Here is a 21,927-nt window from a genome sequence, read left to right as displayed (position 1 = left end):
GGGTGGGCGGGGTCAGGCTCGGAACCCTCAATGGGAATCCATGGTTGCTGTGGTGACATGTCTTGTCCTCCTAGACGTTGAGCATTGATTGGCGGCGTGCGATTGCTGCCGCGGTGGCGTTCGGGTCACCGATCTGGTTGATGTTCCAGTGGTTGGTGATCGATGAGCTAGACGAGCTCGAAACGGGAGCCTGCCCGCTGCCACCGCCGCTCGAGCGGGCCCGAAGACCAGCACCGAACGATGACGCGTTGAACGTGCCAGCGTTGATCTGCTTCAACACGCCCCGGAACCGGTCAGCCTGACCGTTGCGGTTCGAGATGACCTCTTCGCCATCCGACAGGGGGTACAGCCCGGCAGTGTCCGAAGACGCCGAACCGGGACCGCGGATGGTGCCACCGTCAGCGTGCCCGTCACCAAGGCCGAAGCCGATGGCGGGGTTGTTGGCGTTCACCTGAATGTCGATCACGCGCCCAGACATTTGGGCGATGAACGACTCAAGGCGAGCCTCAGCCGCAGCCGTGTCAACCTCGATCTGGGTGGGCGGGATGTCCGCGGGAATCTCGAACAGCTTGTCGATGTACGCCTGAACGGCGTCACGGTTCCACCCGTTCGCCACGGCGTTGTCGATGATCTGCTGTTTCATGTCGGCCATCTTGGCTTTGGTCTCTTCGACCGACCCGCCTTGATCACGGAACGCGGTAGCGCTGTCCTGTGCGGCTGTGACGAGGTTTAGGAGCTCTCCTCGTGCTTCGGTGCCGGACGCCGTGTGCGAGTCCAGAGATGCCTTGCCAGCGTCGATCGCGTCGACCATCACGCCGTTGGCGTCGGCAACCTGGATGGTCGTGTTGGAGAGATGCGTCAGGCCCGAATCGAACTGGTTCTGCGCTTGCTCATACGAAATGGTCTTCCCGTTCAGCAGGTCAAGTGACTGCTTCAACAGGCCGGCCGCATCGCTCTGCAAGTACATCGCCGCCGTGGTCTTCTCGACTTGAGCTTGCGCGTCCGACTGGGAGGCCGTGGCCGACAGGTACGCCGACACTGAAACGCCCGCTGCGGCAGCGTTCGCCTCAAGGGCCGCCTTCTGCGCATCCGACGTGATCGTGGTCTGGCCCATCGCGTCCGCGTACGTGTTGTACGCGTCGATAGCCTGCTCAATGGCGTCGTTCTGACCCTCGTAGGCGTCACGCACGCTGTTGACGTCGCCCACCTGCTCCTGCTGGGCGGTCGTCAAGTCCTGCATCTTTGTTGCAGTGCCGACAGCAGACGATTCGAGCTTCGTGAGCTCGGCATCTAGCTTGGCTTGAGCACTGGCATTGCCCAGCGTTGCGTCCGTCACTTCCTTCACGGAAATCCCGAGGCGCTGTGCGGCGGCAAGCGCCCCAGCGTCCGTGAGGGCCTTCACAGCCGCGGCGCGCACGTTGTCGCCAAGGGCGCCAGTGTCGGCCTGCACAGCCGCCGTGTAGTCCCGCACAGCGTCAGCCGCGGCCTGCTGGCGCGCGATCGACACGGCGAGAATCCCCGCCAGCGCCGAAACGCCTGCGATGATCCAGCCAATCGGGCCCTGTGCGAGCTTCGTGGCGACCTCGACCGCGCCCATGGCGGTCGCAATCGAAGTGAGCATCGGGGCAATGAAGCCCCAAGCCTTGAACGCGAGAGCGCCCCATGTTGCGGCGGCAATCAGGTCAGTAAGCACCTGCACCGGGATGGCGGCGATGACCTGCGACAGCACGGTCAGCACCGTCAGACCCACGGTCCCGAGCGGGGCGAGAGCCTGAAGGATGTGCATGATGGTGTTGCCGAGCGCACCCAGCATCGCCTCGACCGTGGGTAGCTGCGAGATGGCGTACGACGCGAACTTCTGCAACCCACCGTTGGTGGTCCACGCGTTGAACTTCGCCGTGAGACCTTCGACGTACACGCCGACACGGATCAGGAAGGGTTCGAGCGCCCGAAGGCTGGACAGTGCGCCGGAGAACAGGTTGGAGCCGGAGCGGCCCAGGAACCCGGCGAACTCGGCGGTCTGCCGGTTCAGCATCGGCATGGCACTGTTCGTGTCGCGCACGACGTCGCGGAACGACGACAGCATGGTCACCGCCGCGGTCTGCGCCAACGCTTGCAGGTTGCCCTTGATGGACTGCAACCCCGACGAGTATGCAAGTCCGACCGCGGTGCCATCCTGCATCGCCTGGTGGATGCCGAACAAGGCAGCAACACCCGCGAGCCCCATGAGGGTCAGGGCGCCGGCCGCACCCACCGCAAACGCGCCCAGGGCGGGCAGCAGGGGTAGCAGCAACGCAACCGCAGTTGTGATCATCCCAATGCGGGTGAAGCTGGTGCGGTTCGCCTCATTCGCCTTCAACGTCGAATCGCGAACACGATCCCACGCCCCAGCAAGCACACCCTGCCGGACGCGCAGCGTCTCCGACGACGCCCCCACGCGGTCAGCGGCCGCAACGGTCGCTTCAAGCTGCGCAATCGCCCCAGCCGCGTCCGTGTCGACCTTGACCGTAGGGTTCAACCGGCCAAGCTCAGCAGCGTCCGCCTTCGTGGCCGCCATGTCCGCAAGCCACTGGGAGCGATCCATTCGAAGACGACCGACGATCGAACCGGCTGTGGTAGGTCCACTATCCGACATCAGGTGGTCACCACCCTGCCGAGAAGGGCGTCAAGCTCACCCGCCACGTGAGCAGCTTCGATCTGTTCCGGGGTGGCCGTCTTCAACCACTCCTCGCTCCGCTGCTCAGTCATTGAACGCCTCCTTCGCGCTGATCTTCCGAAGGTTGCCGGTCTTGATTTGGTCTTCAGTCATGGGCTTGTCTGTTCGATGAAGGACGCCACCGTCGCCTCGGTAGAAGTGGCCGCCGCGGTCAATCTCCTTACCGGGGGCGTCGATCTTCTGCACCATGTCGTAAAGCTGCTCCCGAGTGATGGACACGGGCACGTCCGCAGTCAGGTAATGTCCGCTGACGCCACGCTCGTTGAGCTCCCTGACCAGAAGACCAATGAGACCCTGCACGAACATGCCGGTGTCCCGTAGCTCGATTTCTCGAGTACCGACCTGCACACCACGAATCCCATAGCCAGACTCGGCATAGCTGAGTTCTTTGTGCTCCTTCGACGGGACAATGAACGTCGGGTTCTTGGCTGGCACACCCAGCGCGACCATGCGCGACTTCCAGGCTTTGATCTGCTCGTTACGCTCATAGGCGCCGACCGCCAGCGCCGTGAGAGCCTTCTCTGCTTCGCGCAGATGCTTCGCGAAAGTCTTGCCGCTGCCGTCTGCAAACGATTCAATCTCCGCCCGGAGCTCAGTCAGGGCCGCTTGGCGTCGAGCCTCCTTCGAGCGCTCGGCCTTCCTGCGGGTTGCCTCGACGCGCAGCCTCGCGAACCGCGACAGCTTCTCCTGCTCTAGAACCTGTTCCTCACCAACGGTCTCGTCGCCGTCCATGATCGCTTCCTCAAGAGCAGCCACAAGTGCCTCAGCCTCGTTGGCTGCCTTCTCGGCGGCGCGAACATCTGCGTCCGTGACGAGTTCGGGCTTTTCGTCTTCCTGGGGGTCAGTCATTGCGTCTATCTCCAAATCTGTATGAGTCCAAATCGGCAAGACGGATGAGCCAGTCTCTGCCGAGTTTTCGGGCCTCCAAGCGGTGCTCCCCGATCGCTTTTGTCAGCGTTCGCGGGGAGCACCCGAGCCGGGCGGCTGCGACCGGGACCGTGACAGTCTCGCCGGTACTTACAAGTCTGCCTTCACTGTCATAGGTGGTTCCGTTAGCGGAACTTACGTCGATGCGCTGCCTGATGAGGTCCACGAGCACGGCCAGATCGACCATGACCTGGGGGTCCCGTTGACGAGCATCACTACGGACGACGGCCGTCAGGACGCGGGTGAAAGCCTCTACAGCCCGCTCGGGGATCACCACAGTGCCGTCTGGACTCTTGATGTCATCCGGGCGCAATCAGCGCACCCTCATCTTCAAGAAGTCAGCGCGTGCCTGTATTTGGGGAGGGGTGAAGGTGCCGTCCCGCGTGTACGCGTCTAGCACTTGCTGGTCTGTGTTGTACCGGACGTCGAGCCCGGTCTCGCGCAGAACCAGTTCCTCTATCTTCGGATCGAAGTACCGCATTTCACGAATGACTGGGGGACTGGGCTCGACGGTTCTCGGTGCCGCCTCCAGCTTCCGGGGAGCACGTGCGGCGTCCTTGGTGGTCGCCTCGGCGTCCCTCGTTTGATTGGCACCATCAGAGTCGGCCGCCATCGCATCGAAGGTCGCCCTGAAGGCCGCGATCTTTGCCTCCAATGCGTTCATGTCCCGGACGATGAGTCGCGGATTCCTGCGCCTGGGGTCGTACCGGTAGTGCAGGTTGTGGGCTTCTCTCTTTCGATCCCTGGTCCACAGCTCGAGACCCGCCATTCGACGTCTCGTGAACTCGACGTCGTCTAGGTTCTCCGCGAGCAACTCGCGCATGAACTTGACCCACCGCACAGCGAAGCCCTCATCGATGGAGACCATTTCTTGCTGCTTGGCTCGCAGTCTCTGCTCATCGGTGACGGGGTAGAGCGAGTTCCCGCCCTTCATTCGGCACCCCAGGGCAATGCATCCCAGTTGATCGACTCCGCGGACTCGACGTCTCGCGCCATTGGAAGATTCCGAACAATGTTGAGCGAGCCGGCCACAGTCTGTTCTCCGACCGTGCGGAGAAGGTATGCGAGGTCTGAGACAAGCTCAGTGATGAGGCATCCCAGGTTAGCTATCGTCGCTTCCGCATCCTTGCCTGCCGCGAGGGTCACAGATGTGGTGAGGATGTCAGCTGAGGTGTGGTCGACGTCGGCGGTGATGCGCCGCATGTAGAGCTCGAGGAGTATTTGGCGGGCGTGGGGTTGGGTGATCATTCTGGGTCTCTTTCTTCGCGTTCGCAGCGGGCGCATGTGGGGCAGCTGCGGGTCAGGATGTACTCTTCGTGGCCCGGGACATGACAACGCCCCCAGTAGGTCACTGGGGGCGCCTGGGAGGGCTTGGAGGCCTCGGCTAGGCACTCGTAACACCGTGGGGGGAACGCTTCGCCGACGTGGCGATCGCAGCGGTGGCCGGTGTCGATCATCATGCGAGTTCCCCCACGTCCTGAGGGATCATTCCGACGTCGGCCCACAACTTGCCGATGTCACTCAGGGCGTCATAGTTGCTCTCGCCTAGTTCCGGACCCTGATAGGAGTCGTGGCGTTCAACTACTCGGAGGTATTGGCCGATCAGCTCGGACGCTTCAGCCCTTGTAAGACGGCGCCACGCGGCGGCGCGAGCCTCCGAGGGGAGCTCGTTGTTGTGGTGCAGGTTGAGGTCGCGAAGGTATGCCAACTGATCGTCGGTCACGGAGTCGTCCACAAATGAGAACGGGGTTGCGCGCCCAAACTCCTGTTTGGGCCTCAGATCTTCTTCTCTTGGGTCTTCTTCTAATGGTTCTTCTTCCTCGGCAGCTGGCGCACCCCCCTCATGCAACCCCTGCACCCGGGGGGTGTAGCCCTTGCACCCGGGGTTGGGCGCTTCGCGGCTGAACACTGCCACCCGGTACCTGTTCGAATAATTGCTGCCGTCCTCGCGACGACGTGTCTGCTTCTGCACCAATTCACGCTGCTCGAGCGTCTTGAGGGTCGTCTGGACGGTTCGCGCTGAGGAGCGCGACTCACGAGCGAGGGTTGATATCGAGGGCCATGCATACCCGCCGGAGTCCATGCGATTGAGCAGAGCCATATAGACGAGCAGTTCGTTCTTCGTAAGGTCAGATTCTCTGATCACCCAGTTGGGGATGATCGAGAACCCGCCTTCGCTCGGTTTGTTTTCCGGCACTTCGGTCCTTTGCTTGCGGTAAAAGTTCGGTAAGCACAAAGAAGGGGCCCCCGCAGGGGCCCTCTCGGCAATGGTCAGATTGGTGATGGCGTCAGAGTTTGGCCTGTCGCATGAGCTCCTCGGGCGCAGTCCCGATGAACGCGGCCATAACGACGAGTTCGACGGCAAACAGGCTCCTGATTCCCAGCCATACTGCAAGCGCCCGGGCAGGCGTTCTGCCGGTTGTCGTCTCTATCCGGTAGAACTCGCGGAAGGTCACGTGCGAACGCACGACAGCAGTCAGGCGCCTCGACATAAGGCGACCTTGGCGGCGGGAATTCCTGTTCCTTACTCCGCGGGAGCTTATAAGATAGTTGATAGCAGTCATTTCAACGTGTCTCCTTCGATGTGTTGATGTGCAAGCCCCGCCTGTTTGCCCAGGTCGGGGCTTTTTTCTTTGAGAACGGCGCGGTATCGCTTGCCCGTGCTCCTCTTCTGGCTTCGCCGGGTTTCGGCGATGTCACACTCTTCCGTCAGGACTCGATCGGCCGCCTGAGCGGAAGTGAGTGACAGGCGGGCGCTCCACTGAGTGGGCTGATGGAAGAACGCCCATCGCTCGTACGAACTGAGTTCCCGTTTGACGATGTCCCAATGTGCCGATTCGGCAACAGTGTCGAAGTGTGGGAGTACGTCGCGTCCTTTGTGCTCTAGTTCGGCCTCGCGCACAGCCGTCGCGAGCCTCACAAACACGTCTTCAATGAGAAACACGCGAACGCCTTGCGCAAGCAGCATCCATCCTGAGTTGCCGTTGGCGCCCAGTTCCTGGGTCGCCAAGTGATGGGCGAAGTCGCCGTGCCAACGGGCACGGCCAGTCAAGACCGCCAAGGCGTCTAGCCGGCCCTATCGAATTGAGCGGCGAGCCATGCTTCACAATCGCTCTCGCGAAACATGCGCCGACCGCCGATGAGAGCCGATTTGGGCGCCGTCCCCTGGTGGATCATCCATCGAAGCTGTGCTTCGGTCTTTCGCATCCACTCGGCGGTCTCGCCGAGGGTTTTCAACGTGCTAGTCACGAGTCTCCAATCGATTGTTGCGGTTATCACTACATGTTGCTGCAACTGCAATCACCGTTATACACGCTTCCACAATTGCTGTCAACGCATTACGATGCATGTATGCAACAATCCTTCCCGGCTCCGTCCATTGACTCGAACTTCGGTAGAGCGCTGGCAACAATTCGTGATGCGAGGAACCTGAGCCAGCGCGCCTTCGCGGACCGGCTGAGTGAGCGAGGAGTCGTTATGGATGCCTCCGCCGTGTCTCGCATTGAACAGGGCAAGCGTCCCGTGCGCCTTTCGGAGGCCGTAGTGATGGCCGACATCCTGGACGTTGGCATGAATCAGCTGCTCGGGATCGCACGAACCCCTGAGTCGGAGCTTGTGCTTGCCCAACGCAAGCTTTCAGCGGTCACGGACGACGCGCGCGGTCCGATCGTGCAGTTGATCAATTCCGCGCTCGAAGTTCGGGACCTGCTTCATGAGTATCCGCACCTAGTCCACCTCGTGAAAGATCCCGTCGTCGGCGATCTGAGCTCGTTTGATGAGTTCTTCGACTGGCTGAAGCAGCGCATGACTCAGGACAGCCTTGAGTTGCTGATGGCCCGGGTCTATCCGGAGGTTATGGCCTTCCCCGGACAAATCGACGCTGTGATCGACCTGGTTGCGCACCTAGCAAGGACCATGCTGCCCGTTGAATTACAGGAGAGCCATGTCGAGCATTCAAAAGAGGCCTAACGGCGTCTGGCGGGCCCGGTACCGCGACCACGACGGCAAGGAACACTCCCGCCACTTCAGGTATAAGGACAACCCGCGCGACTTAGAGAACAGCGCACAGCACTGGCTCAATACGGTTACTGCAGCGCTCGTTGCTGGTACACACGTCGACCCGCGTGACAGCAGGCAGACGCTTGCGTCGTTCTACGACGATTGGTCACCCCGCCAAATCTGGGCTGCATCAACGGTGCCTGCGATGAATACGGCGATGAACGGGTGCACGTTCCGCACGGTCGAGTTCAGGAAGCTTCGGAGGTCTCACGGCGAGGCGTGGGTGAAGTCGATGCAGACCGCAGGGTTGCAGCCCTCCACGATCCGTACCCGGGTCAGCAACGTACGCACCGTCCTACGTGCAGCCATCCGTGACCGGGCGTTGACCTTCGACCCGCTTGATGGCGTTGTGCTCCCTCGTCTGCGGCGAGCAGCCGTGGCGATGGAGATCCCGACGCCGGCGCAAGTGTCCACCTTGGTAGATAACGCTGAAGGCTGGTTCGAGACGCTGCTTAAGGTGTGCGCTTTCGCGGGGCTCCGTGTCGGTGAGGCGCAAGGTCTGCAAGTGGGTGATATCGACTTCCTCGGCCGCACCATCACGGTCACGCGGCAGGTCACGCGTGCACCAGGTGTGGTCGTTACCACGACTCCCCCGAAGCATGGGTCGGAGCGTACGATCTTCGCGGCCGATGACTTACTCGCAGCCATCAGCGCGCACATCGCGGAGCACGGGACTGTTGGCCCTGAGGGATGGTTGTTCCGCGGTTCCGGACATCAGCCGCCGCTCTATGACCGCATCTTGTCGATGTGGAAGAAGACGGCCACCGCGGCGAAGTGGTCGGCCTTCACGCTGCACAGCCTCCGACACTTCTACGCGTCCGGGCTCATCGCAGCCGGGTGCGATGTCGTCACGGTTCAGCGAGCCCTAGGCCACTCGTCGCCGAGCATCACGCTGAACACGTATAGCCACCTGTGGCCGTCCGCAGAAGACCGTACCCGGAAGGCCGCGAACGCCATCATGAGGGAGACGCTGAAAGCTTCTGCGGACCGTTTGCGGACTGCGCCCAAGTAAACAGTGGGCAGAAGACCCATACGGTCAGTTGAGGATGAACTGCTGCGTCTCGGCGGAGTCGATGCCCGCGACCCGCACGTTGAGGTGGTAGGAGGCACCGGCAGCCGGCACCTGGGGCCGATCGGTGGCGGTGCAGGTCTCGGCCGACGAGCGGGTGCGGTCCCAGCTGAACGGTGTCGACGAGACGCCCACGCCCGGCTCGAGCACGGCCTGGGTGTCGGAGGGATCGGTCTGGCAGTCGGTCGAGACCCAGTAGGTCTCCTCCCCGCTCGTGATGGTGTAGATCTGCTGCGACGTGCCGGCGTTGATCTTGCAGGCCTCGGAACCGGTGTTGGTGATGGTGAACGAGAGCTGGGGGTTCACGCCGGGCTCGTAGGTGGCGGCATCCGTCACCGGCACCACCGAGATGTTGCCCGCCGCACACGCGGCCACCTCGCCGGCCGGGGTGTCAGAGCCCGAATCCACGGCACCGGGCGTGGCCGGCGCCGCCGTGGTGGCGGGTGCGGTGTCGCCCGCAGCGGGCGACGAGGTGGCGACCGACGCGTCGGCGCCCGCCCCCGCGCCGGAACCCGGGCGCACGATGATGAGCACGACGATCGCGATGATGGCCACGAGCACGAAGCCCAACACGAGCCGTCGTCGCCAGTAGACCTTCTTGGGCTGGGGACCCACCGGATGCCTGAGCGTCGACATGACCCCAGGGTAACCACCGGACGCCCGGATTACGGGGCGACGGCGCCGTGAGTCGCGAGTCCGAAAGCTTCGAGTTCGCTGTCATCGAGCATGCGCGAGCGGATCATGAAGCGCTTGCCCTCGGGCGCCTCGATCGAGAAGCCGCTGCCGCGGCCGTCGACGAGGTCGATGGTGAGGTGCGTGTACTTCCAGTACTCGAACTGCGATCGCGACATGTAGACCTCGACCGGGTGGATTCCGTCGACGTGCAACGTGTCGAGCAGGATGTCGGAGGCACCGACCCGGAACATGCCGACCGGAAAGCACATCGGCGACGAGCCGTCGCAGCAGCCGCCCGACTGGTGGAACATGAGCTGCCCGTGGGTCGTGGCGAGATGCCGCAGCATGGCTGCTGCGGCATCCGTCACATCGACCCGCGAGAACGCCTCGGGGGTCTCGGGCATCAGAAAAAGCCCATCGGCCCGTCGGCGTAGGAGACGAGCAGGTTCTTCGTCTGCTGGTAGTGGTCGAGCATCATGCGGTGGTTCTCCCGCCCGATACCCGACTGCTTGTAGCCGCCGAAGGCCGCGTGCGCCGGGTACTGGTGGTAGGTGTTCGACCACACCCGCCCGGCCTGGATGGCCCGGCCCGCGCGGTAGAGCTGCGAACCGGAACGCGACCACACGCCGGCGCCGAGCCCGTAGAGGGTGTCGTTGGCGATGGAGATGGCGTCGTCGTAGTCGTCGAAGCTCGTGAGCGCGAGCACCGGCCCGAAAATCTCCTCCTGGAAGATGCGCATCGAGTTCTTGCCCTCGAACACCGTCGGCTGCACGTAGTAGCCGCCGCTGAGCTCGCCGCCGAGATCAGCCCGCTCGCCGCCCGTGAGCAGCTTGGCGCCCTCTTGTTTGCCGATGTCCATGTAGCTCAAGATCTTCTCGAGCTGGTCGTTCGACGCCTGCGCCCCGATCATGGTGGAGGTGTCGAGCGGGTTGCCCTGCTTCACCTTCGCCACCCTGTCGAGGCCGTCGGCCACGAAGCCGTCGTAGATCGAGCGCTGCACGAGCGCCCGCGACGGGCACGTGCACACCTCGCCCTGGTTGAGGGCGAAGAAGGTGAAGCCCTCGAGCGCCTTGTCGTAGAACGAGTCCTTCTCGTCGGCGACATCCGCGAAGAACACGTTCGGGCTCTTGCCGCCGAGCTCGAGCGTCACGGGAATGAGGTTCTCACTCGCATATTGCATGATAAGGCGGCCCGTGGTGGTCTCGCCGGTGAACGCGATCTTGCGGATCTTCGGATGCGACGCCAATGGCGCCCCCGCCTCGATGCCGAACCCGTTCACGATGTTGAGCACCCCGGCCGGCAGCAGGTCTTTGATCAGGTCGAGCCACACGTGGATCGACGCAGGCGTCTGCTCGGCCGGCTTCAGCACGACGCAGTTGCCCGCGGCGAGCGCCGGCGCCAGCTTCCACGTCGCCATGAGGATGGGGAAGTTCCACGGGATGATCTGCCCCACGACCCCGAGCGGCTCGTGGAAGTGGTAGGCCACCGTGTCGTGATCGAGCTCGGAGATGCCGCCCTCCTGCGCACGGATGCACCCCGCGAAGTAGCGGAAGTGATCGATGGCGAGCGGGATGTCGGCCGCGAGCGTCTCGCGCACCGGCTTGCCGTTCTCCCAGGTCTCGGCCACGGCGAGCAGTTCGAGGTTCGCCTCCATGCGGTCGGCGATCTTGTTGAGGATCACGGCGCGCTCGGCGACGCTCGTCTTGCCCCAGGCGTCGAACGCCTTCCAGCCGGCCTCGACGGCCCGGTCGACGTCGGGCGCGGTACCACGCGCGATCTCGGTGAACACCTTGCCGGTGATGGGGGTGGGGTTCTGGAAGTACTGCCCGTTGGCCGGCGGCACGTATTCGCCGCCGATGTAGTTGTCGTAGCGGCTGCGGAAGGTCACCACCGCATCCGGGGTTCCGGGGTTCGCGTAGACGGTGGACGAGGGCGCGGCGGGTGCCTGCGCCTCGGTGTCCGGGCGATCGATGAGTGTCATTGCTGCTCCTTGTCGACGACGGTGTCGGATGCCGCGACCCTACGCCGCGGCAGGTTGCATCCGGTTGCGGCCGCACGCCCACGGGAATGACCCGGCGCCGCCGGCGCTTCTCTTTCTCATGACACCCCTCGGCACACGGCGAGACCCGCTCAGCGAACTCATCGCCCGGCTGCACTTCACCGTGACCGGCATGCAGTCGGCCGACCTGCCCCAGGGTTCGCGCGCGAGCTTCGACGGCGGCACCGTGATGTTCCACCACCTCGGCCGCGGTCGGGCGACGGTGAGCCGCGACGGCGAGGTGGCGACGATCGCCGCCGGAGACTTTCTGCTGCTGCCACGTGGCGGCGCCCATACCGTGACCGCCCTCGACGACGCCGAGCTGTTCAGCGGGGCGATGGTGCTCGACTCGTCGGCGGACTCGGCGATCGAGCGGCAGCTTCCCCACCTGCTGGTGGCCTGCTGCTTCGTGTTGCGCGAGCCCCTGGTCGCCGCCCTGCTCGACGGCATGCGCGACGAGCAGTCGGCCGGCCGGCCCGGATCGGCCATGGTGGTGACGGGCCTCGCGAACGTGGTGGCCGCCGCCGCCATCCGCACCTGGATCGAACAGGGCTGCGCCGCGAACTCGTCGAACTGGCTCATCTCGCTGCGTGATCCGCACATCGCGCTCGCCCTCGAGGCGATGCACTCCGCCCCGAGCGAGCCGTGGACCGTCGCCGGCCTCGCCCGCGTGGCGCAGTCGTCGCGGTCGATCTTCGCCGAGCGGTTCCGTGAGACCGTCGGCGATCCCCCGTTGAAGTACCTCGCGCGGCTGCGCATGGAGCGGGCGAAAGAGCTGCTCGGGCGCGACGGGCTGAGCGTGTCGCAGACCGCCGCGACGCTGGGCTACGGGTCGGACGTCGCGTTCAGCCGGGCCTTCCGCCGCTTCGCGGGGGCTTCGCCCACGGCGTGGCGGGATGCGGCATCCGGTGCCGTCGGCGCCACCGCCGGCACGGCCGGCACCACCGCCGCTGGTCTCGCGCCCTTCTAGGCGGGGGGTTGCGCACGATCGGGAGGAGCTCACGTCGTTCGCGCCCCAGGGCGCGTCGTTCGCGCTCAGCTCCTCCCGAAAGGAACGCCCGTCGCCCTCAGCGGCGCCGGATGCTGACGAGCAGCACTCCCCCGGCGATGCCGGCCAGGCCACCGGCGATCAGCGCGGTCTGCACCCCCACCGAGTCGACGAGCACTCCGCCCACCACCGCGCCCACCGCGATCGCCACCTGGAACGCCGCCACCACCAGGCCGCCGACGCTCTCGAGGCGGTCGGGCTCGGCGCGTGCCATCCAGGTCTGCAGCACGGTCGGCACCCCGCCGAACGCGAGCCCCCAGAGGGCGACGGCCGCGAACACGCCGACCGGCGACGCGCCACTGGCTGCGAAGGCGAGCATGCCCGCTCCGAGCACCACCGGGAACGCCAGCACCGCCACCCGCTGCGCACGGTCGAACAGCGGACCGCTGATCAGGTTGCCGAAGAACGCGGCGATGCCGTAGACGAGCAGCAGCAGGGCGAGCCCGCCGGCGTCGAGGTGCGAGATCGACTCCGCGGCCGGCCGGATGTAGGTGAACCCGCTGAAGTGACCGCCCGCGATGAGGGCGATGGCGACGAGCCCGAGCAGCACGACCCGCGAGTGCAGGGTCGTGCCGAGCGCGCGGAACCCGGGCGCTCCGCTCGGCGCCACCGACGGCAGCACGATGAGCTGCACGACGAGCGCGATCACGCCCACACCGGCCGCGAGCGCGAACACCCAGCGCCATCCCCACAGCTCGCCGAGCCAGGCGCCGAGAGGGATGGCCGCCACAGTGGCGAGCGAGACCCCCATGTTCACCACGGTCATCGCACGGCCGAGCTTCTCGGCGGGCACGAGCTGCGCGGTCATGCCGAGCGAGAGCGCCCAGAAGCCGCCGATCGCGACCCCGAGCAGGATGCGCGCGACGAGCAGCACCGCGTAGTCGGGCGCGAGCGCCACGAGCAGGTCGGAGAGGATGGCGAGGCTCGTGAGACCGAGCATCACGAGGCGGCGGTCGATGCGCGGCAAAAGCACCGGTAGGGCCAGGCCGGCGAGGGCGGCGACGATCGCCGTGACCGTGACCGACTGCCCGGCCACGCCCTCCGAGACCCGCAGGTCGGTCGCGATGCGCGAGAGCAGGCTCGCGGGGAGGAACTCGGCCATCACGAGGGCGAAGACGCCGAGGCCGAGCGACGCGACGCCGAGCCAGGAGGTGCGGCCCCCGGATCCGGCGGGACTGGTGGGTGATGCCGAGACGGGAACGGCGGCACGTGAGCCGGTGGCCGGCTCGCCGCCGGCGGTGGTGGTGCTGGTTGTCATTGCTCCAGCGTGCGCTCGGCGGCATCCGGGCACCCGATCGTTCGTCGGGCAGCGCGTGCCGATCGTCCGGAGTTCGGAGGTCAGGGGCGACGCGTCAGGGGTTCGGGCGTCAGGGGTTCGAGGCGTCAGGGGTTCAGCCGCTCGAGGTGCGCCACGATGCCGGCGCGTTTGGGTGAGCGCGGTGGCAGCATCCGGAGGGCTGCGGTCCACACCTCGGCATCGCCCAGGCCGTCTTCGGTCGACGCGTAGTCGAGCAGCACGTCGAGGGCGGCATCGGTGAGCACGGCCTCGCGCAGGCGCACGCGGAGGGAGCTCCGGATGTCGTCGACGCCGGGTGACTCGGAGCCCGGCAGAAGGGGCCCGCGGTAGGCCGCGAGCGCCACCCGGTGCGCACCGCGATCGAGCAGCGACATCACGTGGTGGGCGTCGAGCTCGACCGGTTCGCTGAGGCGGTAGGGGCGCGACTCGAGGTCGACGCCGGTGCCGCTCGCCCGCAGGATGCGCCGCAACCGCACGATCTCGGCCCGCAGGGTCACCGTGGCGGCGTCGTCGCCGTAGACCAGGTCGGCCAGCCGAGCGGCCGAGAGGCCCTCGCGGTGCCATGCCAGAAGCGTGACGATCTCGGAGTGGCGGCTGCTCAGCTCCACACCGCGACCCTCGCCGTCGGGCCCCGGCGCCGTGCGCGGGGCGGTCAGCTCACCCGTGTCCCGGCCGAGCACGTGCATCGACGAGACGCGGGCCCGGGCTCGGGGCGCCGATCCGGCGGATGCCGGGCGGCGGGCGGGGGCGAACCCGGTGATGCGCACGAGAGGGTCGGCGGCGGCTGCCGCCGATCGGGCTCCGCCGCGAGCGCCGGCTCGAGCACCCGCACCAGCTCCAGCACGGGCATCCGCACCGGTGCTCGCGCCCGACCCCGACCCCGTCCCGTCCCGCAGGGCCCGCAGGCGCAGCACCATCAGCTCGGCCTCGGCCGCCGCCGCGGTGGCCTCGATCAGGGGCAGCGTGTGCGGGTCGACCGCGCGAGCGTCGCCGGTGATGTCGATCACGCCCAGGATGCGCCGTGTCTCGGGGTCGTGCACCGGCACCGCCGTGCACGACCAGCCGTGCACGAGTCGGTTGAAGTGCTCCGCGTCGTGGATCTGGATGCCGTGATCGAGCTCGAGCGCGGTGCCCGGCGCCGACGTGCCGACCCGGCTCTCCGACCACCCGGCGCCCTCGACGAAGCGCATCTGCTCGGCCTGGCGCTTGGCGGCGTTGTCGCCCTCCACCCAGAGCAGCCGGCCCATCTCGTCGCCCACGGCCACGAGCAGCCCCGACCCCTCGGCGTCGCGCACGAGCAGTTTGCGAATGACGGGCAGCACTGGCGCGAGCGGATGCGCGAGCCGGAAGTCGGCGATCACGTCTTCGCCGACCTCGAGGTTCGGCAGCACGTGCTCCGGATCGAGCGAGTGCCGGCGGGCGCGTTCCCAGCTCTCGGCGACGACGCGCCGGGGGCGCCGCCCCGCCACGTCGGGCAGAGCGAGCCAGGGACTGGTCACGCGGAACCGCCAATCATCGTCGATCGTGGCTGCGGGCCGCGAGAACGGGGGCGGCCACCATCCCAGTATCGCTCTCCGGCGCTTCCGATGCCATGGGCGTGCGGATAGCCTGGAATACACCTGTCGATTTGCGGCAGCCCGATCGGAGGAGCCGCCCGTGGACGAGCGCACCCAGGATTTCGTCGACACCTTCCGGGCCTTCCTGGCCGACGTGGTGAATCAGGCGCCCCCTGGAGCCGACGGCCTCTCGCCGCTCGGCGAACTCGTCGAGACCCACCTCGGCGTGCCCATCGCGCAACTGCCCGTGGTGACGCACGTCGTGGCTCCGCACCGGTTGGTCGACGCCGATCTGGCTCTCGCCCACCTGGCCGCCGACAGCGGCTCGGAGCCCATGGGAGTGACCGGCGGGCAGATGCGCGACCAGGCCTCGCTCTCCGAACTGCTGACGAATGCGCACCGCATGAACTACGCCCCCGGCCCGGTCGATTACGTCTCGGCGGCCGACGGCCCCAACAGCACGCGCCGGGTGATGTCGTTCGGCGTGCACCTGCTGCGCTTCCGCGACATCCCTCTCGTGGCCTTGCAACGCGGTGCACGGCCCGAGCGAGGCCGCGCGAGCGCCAGCCTCGAGGTGCTCGCCGCCGACCCCGAGATCGCGACCGCGTTCATCGAGGAGTTCTCGCGCCTCATGCTCGCCCTCTCGGTGCTGCGCGGGCAGGTGCTCTCGTTCTCGGGCAGCGAATACGGCAACCACGCCGCCGGCGCCACCTTCCTGCCGCGCCCGAACGTGCCGGCCGCCGACGTCGTGCTGCCGTCGGGCGTGCTCGAGAGCGTCGTGCGGCATGTCGTGGGCATCGGCGAGCAGCGGGAGCGGCTGCGGGATGCCGGCCAGCACCTCAAGCGCGGCATCCTGCTCTACGGTCCGCCCGGCACGGGCAAGACCCTCACCGTGCGCCACCTGCTCACGCGCACCCCGCAGACCACGGCGGTGCTGCTCACCGGGGGGAGCATCCGGTTCATCAGCGAGGCGGCCGAGCTCGCCCGGGCGATGCAGCCGGCGATCGTCGTGCTCGAAGACGTCGACCTCGTGGCCAGCGAACGCGGCATGCACGGCGCACCCCAACCACTGCTGTTCGCGGTGCTCGACGCGCTCGACGGCCTCGACGGCGATGCGGATGTCGCGTTCGTGCTCACCACGAACCGCGTCGACGTGCTCGAGCGCGCGCTCGCCGAGCGGCCGGGGCGCGTCGACCTGGCGGTCGAGATCGGCCTGCCCGACGCCGAGTCGAGGCGGCGGCTGTTCTCGCGCTACGCCGACGGCCTCGGGGTCGGGCAGCAGGCCATCGACGACGCGGCGGATCGGGCGGCCGGAACGACGGGCTCGTTCGCGAAGGAGTTGTTCCGCCGGGCCGTGCTGCTCGCAGCCGAGAACGACCGCGCGGTGACCGACGACGACGTGGCCGCCTCGCTCGAGAGCCTGCTGGCCGCGAGCGCGCGGCTCACGCGGAGCCTGCTCGGCGGCAGCGAGTCAGACGGCCCGGTCGCGGCATCCGACCCCGTGCAGTTCTCGGGCGGGTTCGTCGCGCGGGCGCCGATGTCGGGTGCGGAGTTCCCGCTGGGGTGAGGGCGGGCTGAGGGCGGGCTAGGCCGGGCTGAATCCCGGGCCGAGGTCAGGCTGACACCGCCGGCCCCCCGAAATAGCGCTCGCTCGGGCGTGTCGCGATTCAGTGGGAGTGTCGCAGCAGGGGGTCGTGCAACTCGTGGTCGGAGACGGTCGCGCAGTCTTCGCCGAAGGTGAAGTCGCCGAGCACCCGGCCACCGGCGAGCACCGTGGGCAGCCAATAGCGGGCGTCGTTCCACATCTCGTCGAGCGGAAGGTCGTCGATCGCGTACCAGGCCGGCGACACCTCGTCGGACTCCTGCGGCTCGCCGGTGAAGCGGGAGGCGACGAAGACCGTCGAATCCTGGCTCCAGTTCTCGCGGAACGGGAACGCGAACTTCACGAGCCCCACCTCGGTGAGGTCGGCCGGATCGACCACGAGGCTCGACTCCTCCTCGATCTCGCGCACGATCGCCTCGAGCGCCGTCTCGCCGGGCTCGATCTTGCCGCCGAGGCCGACGATGTTGCCCGAACCGAGGCCCGTCTTCTTGCGGCCGAGCAGCACTTCGGCGCGCCCGTCGGGGCCGATGCGCGTGAGGAACGCGACACAGACCTGGTAGGGAGAGACGGGAGACACATCAGGATGCTAACCCGCTCATGTGTTCGGAATGTTTCGTGTCGTCGGCCGGGCGAGGGCGTAATCTCGATGGCATGAGCACTTTCACCGATCCCCTCGAGCCCGGCTCGTTCGAGCACAACGGCCAGCACCCCGAGGTCGACGAAGAAGACGCGATCGAATACCCGGCCGACGAGCAGGCGCGCCACCCCGAGATCGGCGAGAGCGGTTCGACCGACGCGACCGACGAGCCCGACTCCTTCGACGAGAACCTCGAAGAGAAGTTCAAGGAGTTCGTCGGCGACGCCGAGCCGGCCGAGGGCCCGGCCCCGGCAGGCTGATCACGAGTTCGCCCACACCCTTTCCCGTGAGCGCGGCCGAGGTGCTCGGTCGTTATCGCGAGCGCATCGTCGCCGAGATCGCGGGGCTCGACGCTTCGATGGTGGCGCTGCGGCAGGTGCGCGAGTCGTCGTCCGACGACGACGAGCACGACCCCGAGGGCCCGACGCTGTCGAGCGAGTGGTCGCGCATCCAGGGTCTGCTCGCCGCCGCCCGGCAGCAGCTGACCGAGACGGATGCCGCCCTCTCGCGCGTCGCGGATGGCCGCTACGGCCTCTGCCTCGACTGCGGCCTCCCGATCGCCCCGGGCCGCCTCGAGGCCCGCCCCACCGCCGCCTACTGCGTCACCTGCGCCACCCGCCACGCCCGCTAACTCTTCTTCTGCCGAGTTGCGCCAAAGTGCCCACTCTCCGCGCGCGGAAGGGCAGTTTGGCGCAACTCGGCGAGAGGGGGGTGCGCAACACGAGAGGGGCACACGAGCGGGGCCCCAGTCTGTTGAGTTGCGCCAAAGTGACCAGATGCGGGGTGGGGAAGGGGAGTTTGGCGCAACTCGGCGGAGGGGGGCTAGGGGTGGGGGTCGGGGTCGTCGGTGAGTTCCCAGGGGAGGGGGCCCTCGAGTTCGATGGGCTCGGCGGGTGGGGTATCGAAGCCGCCGGGGCGTTGCACGCGACCGAAGAAGCCCATCTGGTTCGACTTGGGGAGCACGGAGTCGGTGGCGGCGGCATCCGCGGCCCGTCGACGACCGAAGTAGCGGTCGCGCAGGCGCTCGTTGAAGCTCTTCTTGGCGGCGTCGCTCATGCCTGCTCCCCTGCGTCGGCGCGCAGGTGCTTGAGCATGCGCGTGTTGCCGAGCGTGTTGGGCTTCACCCGCGCGAGGTCGAGGAACTCGGCCACACCTTCATCGGGCGAGCGCACGAGTTCGGCGTAGACCTCGGGATCGACGAGCGCGAGGGGCGAGGCCGTGTAGCCGTTGCGCTCGAAGAACGGCACCTCGAAGGTGAGGCAGAACAGCCGCGACAGGCCGAGCTCGAGCGCGTCGGCCTCCAGCTGCCGCAGGAGCGCGCGGCCGACTCCCTGGCCCAGCCAGTCGTCGTGCACCGCGAGAGTGCGTACTTCCCCGAGGTCTTCCCAGAACACGTGCAGCGCGCCGCAGCCGACGGGCGTGCCGTCGGGGGCCTCCGCGATGCGGAATTCCTGCACGCCCTCGTAGAACACGACAGCGTCTTTGCCGAGCAGGATGCGTCGCTGCACGAGAGGTTCGACGAGGCTCTGGATCCACGGAACATCACTGGTGCGCGCCCGCCGCACGGTCACGGCGGGTTGCGTCTGGGTCGAGCTCATCGCACCAGCGTATCCCGCTCCCGCCCTGCCCTCTCCCCTCCCCCCGCCCCTTCCGCGAGTGGTCACTTTCGGCGGCAACGCCGGGGCGGTGGCGCCGAAAGTGACCACTCGCGGAAAAGGGAGCGGGAACGACGAAGGACCGGGCGCCTGTGCGCCCGGCCCTTCGAGGGTGGTGGCTAGTCGAGGTCGCCGAGGGCGGCGGCCGCCGCGGCCGAGGAGGCCGAGACATCCGCGCCCGCACCGATCGCGGCGACGCCCACGGGCTCACGCGACGTGGTGGCGAAGGTGAACTTGCCGTCGACGAAGTCGACGTGCACGTGGTCGCCGGCCGTCAGGTCGCCCTGCAGGATGCGCTCCGACAGCTGGTCTTCGACCTCGTGCTGCATCGCGCGACGCAGCGGGCGCGCACCGAGCGACGGGTCGAAGCCGACCTCGATCAGGCGCTCCTTGGCGGCGAGCGTGAGCTCGATCGTCATGTCGCGGTCGAGCAGGCGGTCGCGGAGGCGCTTGATGAACAGATCGACGATCTGCAGCAGCTCCTCCTTGTTCAGCTGCGGGAACACGATGGTGTCGTCGACGCGGTTGAGGAACTCGGGCTTGAAGTTCTTCTTCAGCTCTTCGGAGACCTTGGCCTTCATGCGGTCGTAGGACGTCGACTCGTTGCCCGACACCTGGAAGCCGATCGGCGACCCCGTGATGTCTTTGGTTCCGAGGTTGGTCGTCATGATGATGACCGTGTTCTTGAAGTCGACGACGCGACCCTGACCATCGGTCAACCGGCCCTCTTCGAGAACCTGCAGGAGCGAGTTGAAGATGTCGGGGTGGGCCTTCTCGATCTCGTCGAACAGCACCACGCTGAACGGCTTGCGGCGCACCTTCTCGGTGAGCTGGCCGCCCTCTTCGAAGCCGACGAACCCGGGAGGGGCACCGAACAGCCGCGAGACGGTGTGCTTCTCGCCGTACTCCGACATGTCGAGCGAGATCAGTGCGTTCTCGTCGTCGAACAGGAACTCGGCGAGCGCCTTGGCGAGCTCGGTCTTTCCGACGCCCGTGGGGCCGGCGAAGATGAACGAGCCCGAGGGGCGCTTCGGGTCTTTGAGTCCCGCCCGCGTGCGGCGGATGGTGCGCGACAGGGCAGCGATGGCTTCGTTCTGGCCGATGACCCGCTGGTGCAGGGCCTTCTCCATGAACACGAGCCGAGCCGACTCCTCTTCGGTGAGCTTGAACACCGGGATGCCCGTGGCCTGAGCCAGCACCTCGGCGATGAGCCCCTCGTCGACGATTCCCGAGGTCTGCACCTCGCCCGACTTCCACTGCTTCTCGAGGCGCAGTCGCTCGCCGAGGAGGTTCTTCTCTTCGTCGCGCAGGCTCGCGGCCTTCTCGAAGTCCTGGTCTTCGATCGCAGCCTCTTTCAGGGCCCGCACGGCGGCGATGCGCTCGTCGAACTCGCGCAGCTCCGGCGGGGCCGAGAGGATCGACAGACGCAGGCGGGCGCCGGCCTCGTCGATCAGGTCGATCGCCTTGTCGGGCAGGAAGCGGTCTTGCACGTAGCGATCGGCGAGGTTCGCCGCGGCCACGATGGCGCCATCCGTGATCGACACCTTGTGGAAGGCCTCGTACTTGTCGCGCAGGCCCTTCAGGATGTTGATCGCGTGCGGCAGCGACGGCTCGGCCACCTGGATGGGCTGGAACCGGCGCTCGAGCGCGGCGTCTTTCTCGAAGTGCTTGCGGTATTCATCGAGCGTCGTGGCACCGATGGTCTGCAGCTCACCGCGGGCGAGCAGCGGCTTGAGGATCGACGCCGCGTCGATGGCGCCCTCGGCCGCACCAGCGCCGACGAGCGTGTGGATCTCGTCGATGAAGGTGATGATGTCGCCGCGGGTGCGGATCTCTTTGGTGACCTTCTTGAGGCGCTCTTCGAAGTCGCCGCGGTAGCGCGAACCGGCGATGAGCGAACCGAGGTCGAGCGTGTAGAGCTGCTTGTCTTTCAGCGTCTCGGGCACGTCGCCGCGCACGATGGCCTGGGCGAGTCCCTCGACCACGGCGGTCTTGCCGACGCCGGGCTCACCGATCAGAACGGGGTTGTTCTTCGAGCGACGCGAGAGGATCTGCATGACCCGCTCGATCTCTTTCTCGCGCCCGATCACCGGGTCGAGCTTGTTGTCGCGCGCGGCCTGCGTGAGGTTGCGCCCGAACTGGTCGAGGATCTGCGACCCCTTGTCGGGAGCCTGGTCGTTGCCGCCCACGGCCACCTGCTCCTTGCCCTGGTAACCAGAGAGGAGCTGGATGACCTGCTGACGCACGCGGTTGAGGTCGGCGCCGAGCTTGACCAGCACCTGCGCGGCGACGCCCTCACCCTCGCGGATGAGCCCGAGCAGGATGTGCTCGGTGCCGATGTAGTTGTGGCCGAGCTGAAGGGCCTCGCGGAGCGACAGCTCCAGCACCTTCTTGGCGCGCGGCGTGAAGGGTATGTGGCCGGTCGGCTGCTGCTGACCCTGGCCGATGATGTCTTGAACCTGCTCGCGCACGGCATCGAGCGAGATGTTCAGCGACTCGAGAGCCTTCGCTGCGACACCCTCACCCTCGTGGATGAGCCCGAGCAGGATGTGCTCGGTGCCGATGTAGTTGTGGTTGAGCATCTTGGCTTCTTCTTGCGCCAAGACGACGACGCGACGGGCTCGGTCGGTGAATCTCTCAAACATGT

General features: G+C 66.8%; 23 protein-coding genes. 6 read left to right on the top strand and 17 right to left on the bottom strand.

Annotation, left to right across the window (positions count from 1 at the left end; genetic code table 11):
- Nucleotides 1-70: 70 nt before the first annotated feature.
- From N1032_RS01315 to N1032_RS01285, 8 genes are all read right to left on the bottom strand, one after another.
- Nucleotides 71-2,557 (bottom strand): hypothetical protein, encoded by a 2,487-nt coding sequence (locus N1032_RS01315; protein WP_259536992.1) that lies wholly within the window; start codon nucleotides 2,555-2,557, stop codon nucleotides 71-73.
- A 183-nt stretch (nucleotides 2,558-2,740) separates the two neighbouring features.
- The gene (locus N1032_RS01310) at nucleotides 2,741-3,565 is read right to left on the bottom strand and encodes a hypothetical protein (RefSeq protein WP_259536991.1); all 825 of its coding nucleotides are present in this window, start codon (nucleotides 3,563-3,565) and stop codon (nucleotides 2,741-2,743) included.
- Nucleotides 3,558-3,830, bottom strand: a complete 273-nt coding sequence (locus N1032_RS28365) for a helix-turn-helix domain-containing protein (RefSeq protein WP_407933005.1) — start codon at nucleotides 3,828-3,830, stop codon at nucleotides 3,558-3,560. The genes N1032_RS01310 and N1032_RS28365 overlap by 8 nt, the downstream gene beginning before the upstream one ends.
- 126 nt (nucleotides 3,831-3,956) lie before the next feature.
- The gene (locus N1032_RS01305; RefSeq protein ID WP_259536988.1) at nucleotides 3,957-4,511 is read right to left on the bottom strand and encodes a hypothetical protein; all 555 of its coding nucleotides are present in this window, start codon (nucleotides 4,509-4,511) and stop codon (nucleotides 3,957-3,959) included.
- A 62-nt stretch (nucleotides 4,512-4,573) separates the two neighbouring features.
- Nucleotides 4,574-4,891 carry a hypothetical protein gene (locus N1032_RS01300; protein WP_259536987.1) on the bottom strand — a complete coding sequence of 106 codons (318 nt, stop codon included), beginning with the start codon at nucleotides 4,889-4,891 and terminating at the stop codon, nucleotides 4,574-4,576.
- Between the two features lie 208 nt (nucleotides 4,892-5,099).
- Complete coding sequence (locus N1032_RS01295; RefSeq protein ID WP_259536986.1) at nucleotides 5,100-5,840, bottom strand: helix-turn-helix domain-containing protein; 741 nt, start codon at nucleotides 5,838-5,840, stop codon at nucleotides 5,100-5,102.
- Nucleotides 5,841-5,931: 91 nt separating this feature from the next.
- On the bottom strand, nucleotides 5,932-6,099 hold the full coding sequence (locus N1032_RS01290) for a hypothetical protein (RefSeq protein WP_259536985.1): 168 nt from the start codon (nucleotides 6,097-6,099) through the stop codon (nucleotides 5,932-5,934).
- 104 nt (nucleotides 6,100-6,203) lie between these two features.
- The gene (locus tag N1032_RS01285) at nucleotides 6,204-6,704 is read right to left on the bottom strand and encodes a hypothetical protein (protein ID WP_259536984.1); all 501 of its coding nucleotides are present in this window, start codon (nucleotides 6,702-6,704) and stop codon (nucleotides 6,204-6,206) included.
- Between the two features lie 221 nt (nucleotides 6,705-6,925).
- Here N1032_RS01285 and N1032_RS01280 point away from each other — a divergent pair, with 221 nt between their 5' ends.
- Both N1032_RS01280 and N1032_RS01275 read left to right on the top strand, forming a co-directional pair.
- Nucleotides 6,926-7,612, top strand: coding sequence for a helix-turn-helix domain-containing protein (locus N1032_RS01280; protein ID WP_310795923.1), 687 nt, complete (start codon nucleotides 6,926-6,928; stop codon nucleotides 7,610-7,612).
- Nucleotides 7,587-8,714 (top strand): tyrosine-type recombinase/integrase, encoded by a 1,128-nt coding sequence (locus N1032_RS01275; RefSeq protein WP_259536981.1) that lies wholly within the window; start codon nucleotides 7,587-7,589, stop codon nucleotides 8,712-8,714. The genes N1032_RS01280 and N1032_RS01275 overlap by 26 nt, the downstream gene beginning before the upstream one ends.
- Nucleotides 8,715-8,738: 24 nt before the next feature.
- Here N1032_RS01275 and N1032_RS01270 read toward each other — a convergent pair whose 3' ends face one another.
- From N1032_RS01270 to exaC, 3 genes are read right to left on the bottom strand one after another with little or no spacing between them, the layout of a single operon-like run.
- On the bottom strand, nucleotides 8,739-9,407 hold the full coding sequence (locus N1032_RS01270; protein WP_259536979.1) for a DUF4412 domain-containing protein: 669 nt from the start codon (nucleotides 9,405-9,407) through the stop codon (nucleotides 8,739-8,741).
- 29 nt (nucleotides 9,408-9,436) lie between these two features.
- Nucleotides 9,437-9,850, bottom strand: coding sequence for a DUF779 domain-containing protein (locus N1032_RS01265; protein WP_259536977.1), 414 nt, complete (start codon nucleotides 9,848-9,850; stop codon nucleotides 9,437-9,439).
- Nucleotides 9,850-11,427 carry an acetaldehyde dehydrogenase ExaC gene (gene exaC / locus N1032_RS01260; RefSeq protein WP_259536975.1) on the bottom strand — a complete coding sequence of 526 codons (1,578 nt, stop codon included), beginning with the start codon at nucleotides 11,425-11,427 and terminating at the stop codon, nucleotides 9,850-9,852. The genes N1032_RS01265 and exaC overlap by 1 nt, the downstream gene beginning before the upstream one ends.
- Nucleotides 11,428-11,455: 28 nt before the next feature.
- Between exaC and N1032_RS01255 the strand changes: the two genes are divergently transcribed.
- On the top strand, nucleotides 11,456-12,454 hold the full coding sequence (locus N1032_RS01255) for an AraC family transcriptional regulator (protein WP_259536973.1): 999 nt from the start codon (nucleotides 11,456-11,458) through the stop codon (nucleotides 12,452-12,454).
- Between the two features lie 97 nt (nucleotides 12,455-12,551).
- Here the strand turns inward: N1032_RS01255 and N1032_RS01250 are convergent, their stop codons facing one another.
- Together N1032_RS01250 and N1032_RS01245 are read right to left on the bottom strand one after the other, a co-directional pair.
- The gene (locus tag N1032_RS01250) at nucleotides 12,552-13,790 is read right to left on the bottom strand and encodes an MFS transporter (protein ID WP_259536971.1); all 1,239 of its coding nucleotides are present in this window, start codon (nucleotides 13,788-13,790) and stop codon (nucleotides 12,552-12,554) included.
- A gap of 125 nt (nucleotides 13,791-13,915) precedes the next feature.
- Nucleotides 13,916-15,328 carry a helix-turn-helix domain-containing protein gene (locus N1032_RS01245; RefSeq protein WP_259536969.1) on the bottom strand — a complete coding sequence of 471 codons (1,413 nt, stop codon included), beginning with the start codon at nucleotides 15,326-15,328 and terminating at the stop codon, nucleotides 13,916-13,918.
- Between the two features lie 157 nt (nucleotides 15,329-15,485).
- Between N1032_RS01245 and N1032_RS01240 the strand changes: the two genes are divergently transcribed.
- Nucleotides 15,486-16,952, top strand: a complete 1,467-nt coding sequence (locus tag N1032_RS01240; RefSeq protein ID WP_259536963.1) for an AAA family ATPase — start codon at nucleotides 15,486-15,488, stop codon at nucleotides 16,950-16,952.
- A 100-nt stretch (nucleotides 16,953-17,052) separates the two neighbouring features.
- Here N1032_RS01240 and N1032_RS01235 read toward each other — a convergent pair whose 3' ends face one another.
- Nucleotides 17,053-17,565 (bottom strand): 8-oxo-dGTP diphosphatase, encoded by a 513-nt coding sequence (locus N1032_RS01235; RefSeq protein ID WP_259536962.1) that lies wholly within the window; start codon nucleotides 17,563-17,565, stop codon nucleotides 17,053-17,055.
- A gap of 74 nt (nucleotides 17,566-17,639) precedes the next feature.
- On the opposite strand from N1032_RS01235, the gene N1032_RS01230 reads away from it, so the two are divergent.
- Both N1032_RS01230 and N1032_RS01225 read left to right on the top strand, forming a co-directional pair.
- The gene (locus N1032_RS01230) at nucleotides 17,640-17,885 is read left to right on the top strand and encodes a hypothetical protein (RefSeq protein ID WP_259536961.1); all 246 of its coding nucleotides are present in this window, start codon (nucleotides 17,640-17,642) and stop codon (nucleotides 17,883-17,885) included.
- Nucleotides 17,886-17,911: 26 nt separating this feature from the next.
- Nucleotides 17,912-18,256 carry a TraR/DksA family transcriptional regulator gene (locus N1032_RS01225; protein ID WP_259536960.1) on the top strand — a complete coding sequence of 115 codons (345 nt, stop codon included), beginning with the start codon at nucleotides 17,912-17,914 and terminating at the stop codon, nucleotides 18,254-18,256.
- Nucleotides 18,257-18,447: 191 nt separating this feature from the next.
- On the opposite strand, the gene N1032_RS01220 is transcribed toward N1032_RS01225, so the two are convergent.
- From N1032_RS01220 to N1032_RS01210, 3 genes are all read right to left on the bottom strand, one after another.
- Nucleotides 18,448-18,681: a hypothetical protein gene (locus tag N1032_RS01220; protein ID WP_259536959.1), complete on the bottom strand. Its 234-nt coding sequence runs from the start codon at nucleotides 18,679-18,681 to the stop codon at nucleotides 18,448-18,450.
- Nucleotides 18,678-19,223, bottom strand: coding sequence for an amino-acid N-acetyltransferase (locus tag N1032_RS01215; RefSeq protein ID WP_259536958.1), 546 nt, complete (start codon nucleotides 19,221-19,223; stop codon nucleotides 18,678-18,680). Before N1032_RS01215 ends, N1032_RS01220 begins: the two co-directional genes overlap by 4 nt.
- 176 nt (nucleotides 19,224-19,399) lie before the next feature.
- Nucleotides 19,400-21,925 carry an ATP-dependent Clp protease ATP-binding subunit gene (locus tag N1032_RS01210; protein WP_259536957.1) on the bottom strand — a complete coding sequence of 842 codons (2,526 nt, stop codon included), beginning with the start codon at nucleotides 21,923-21,925 and terminating at the stop codon, nucleotides 19,400-19,402.
- Nucleotides 21,926-21,927: the final 2 nt, after the last annotated feature.

This window comes from Herbiconiux daphne, from assembly GCF_024979295.1.
In the GTDB taxonomy this organism is placed as follows: Bacteria; Actinomycetota; Actinomycetes; order Actinomycetales; family Microbacteriaceae; genus Herbiconiux; species Herbiconiux daphnes.
The sequence above is the reverse complement of the archived record's forward strand: the minus strand, read 5'-3'. Positions and strand labels throughout refer to the sequence as shown.

Coding starts and splice junctions, on each gene's coding strand:
- N1032_RS01315 (WP_259536992.1), bottom strand. CDS start 2,557: ATGGCGGCCACGAAGGCGGACGCTGCTGAGCTTGGCCGGTTGAACCCT.
- N1032_RS01310 (WP_259536991.1), bottom strand. CDS start 3,565: ATGACTGACCCCCAGGAAGACGAAAAGCCCGAACTCGTCACGGACGCA.
- N1032_RS28365 (WP_407933005.1), bottom strand. CDS start 3,830: ATGGTCGATCTGGCCGTGCTCGTGGACCTCATCAGGCAGCGCATCGAC.
- N1032_RS01305 (WP_259536988.1), bottom strand. CDS start 4,511: ATGGTCTCCATCGATGAGGGCTTCGCTGTGCGGTGGGTCAAGTTCATG.
- N1032_RS01300 (WP_259536987.1), bottom strand. CDS start 4,891: ATGATCACCCAACCCCACGCCCGCCAAATACTCCTCGAGCTCTACATG.
- N1032_RS01280 (WP_310795923.1), top strand. CDS start 6,926: ATGTTGCTGCAACTGCAATCACCGTTATACACGCTTCCACAATTGCTG.
- N1032_RS01275 (WP_259536981.1), top strand. CDS start 7,587: ATGTCGAGCATTCAAAAGAGGCCTAACGGCGTCTGGCGGGCCCGGTAC.
- N1032_RS01270 (WP_259536979.1), bottom strand. CDS start 9,407: ATGTCGACGCTCAGGCATCCGGTGGGTCCCCAGCCCAAGAAGGTCTAC.
- N1032_RS01265 (WP_259536977.1), bottom strand. CDS start 9,850: ATGCCCGAGACCCCCGAGGCGTTCTCGCGGGTCGATGTGACGGATGCC.
- exaC (WP_259536975.1), bottom strand. CDS start 11,427: ATGACACTCATCGATCGCCCGGACACCGAGGCGCAGGCACCCGCCGCG.
- N1032_RS01255 (WP_259536973.1), top strand. CDS start 11,456: ATGCCGCGACCCTACGCCGCGGCAGGTTGCATCCGGTTGCGGCCGCAC.
- N1032_RS01250 (WP_259536971.1), bottom strand. CDS start 13,790: ATGACAACCAGCACCACCACCGCCGGCGGCGAGCCGGCCACCGGCTCA.
- N1032_RS01230 (WP_259536961.1), top strand. CDS start 17,640: ATGAGCACTTTCACCGATCCCCTCGAGCCCGGCTCGTTCGAGCACAAC.
- N1032_RS01220 (WP_259536959.1), bottom strand. CDS start 18,681: ATGAGCGACGCCGCCAAGAAGAGCTTCAACGAGCGCCTGCGCGACCGC.
- N1032_RS01215 (WP_259536958.1), bottom strand. CDS start 19,223: ATGAGCTCGACCCAGACGCAACCCGCCGTGACCGTGCGGCGGGCGCGC.
- N1032_RS01210 (WP_259536957.1), bottom strand. CDS start 21,925: ATGTTTGAGAGATTCACCGACCGAGCCCGTCGCGTCGTCGTCTTGGCG.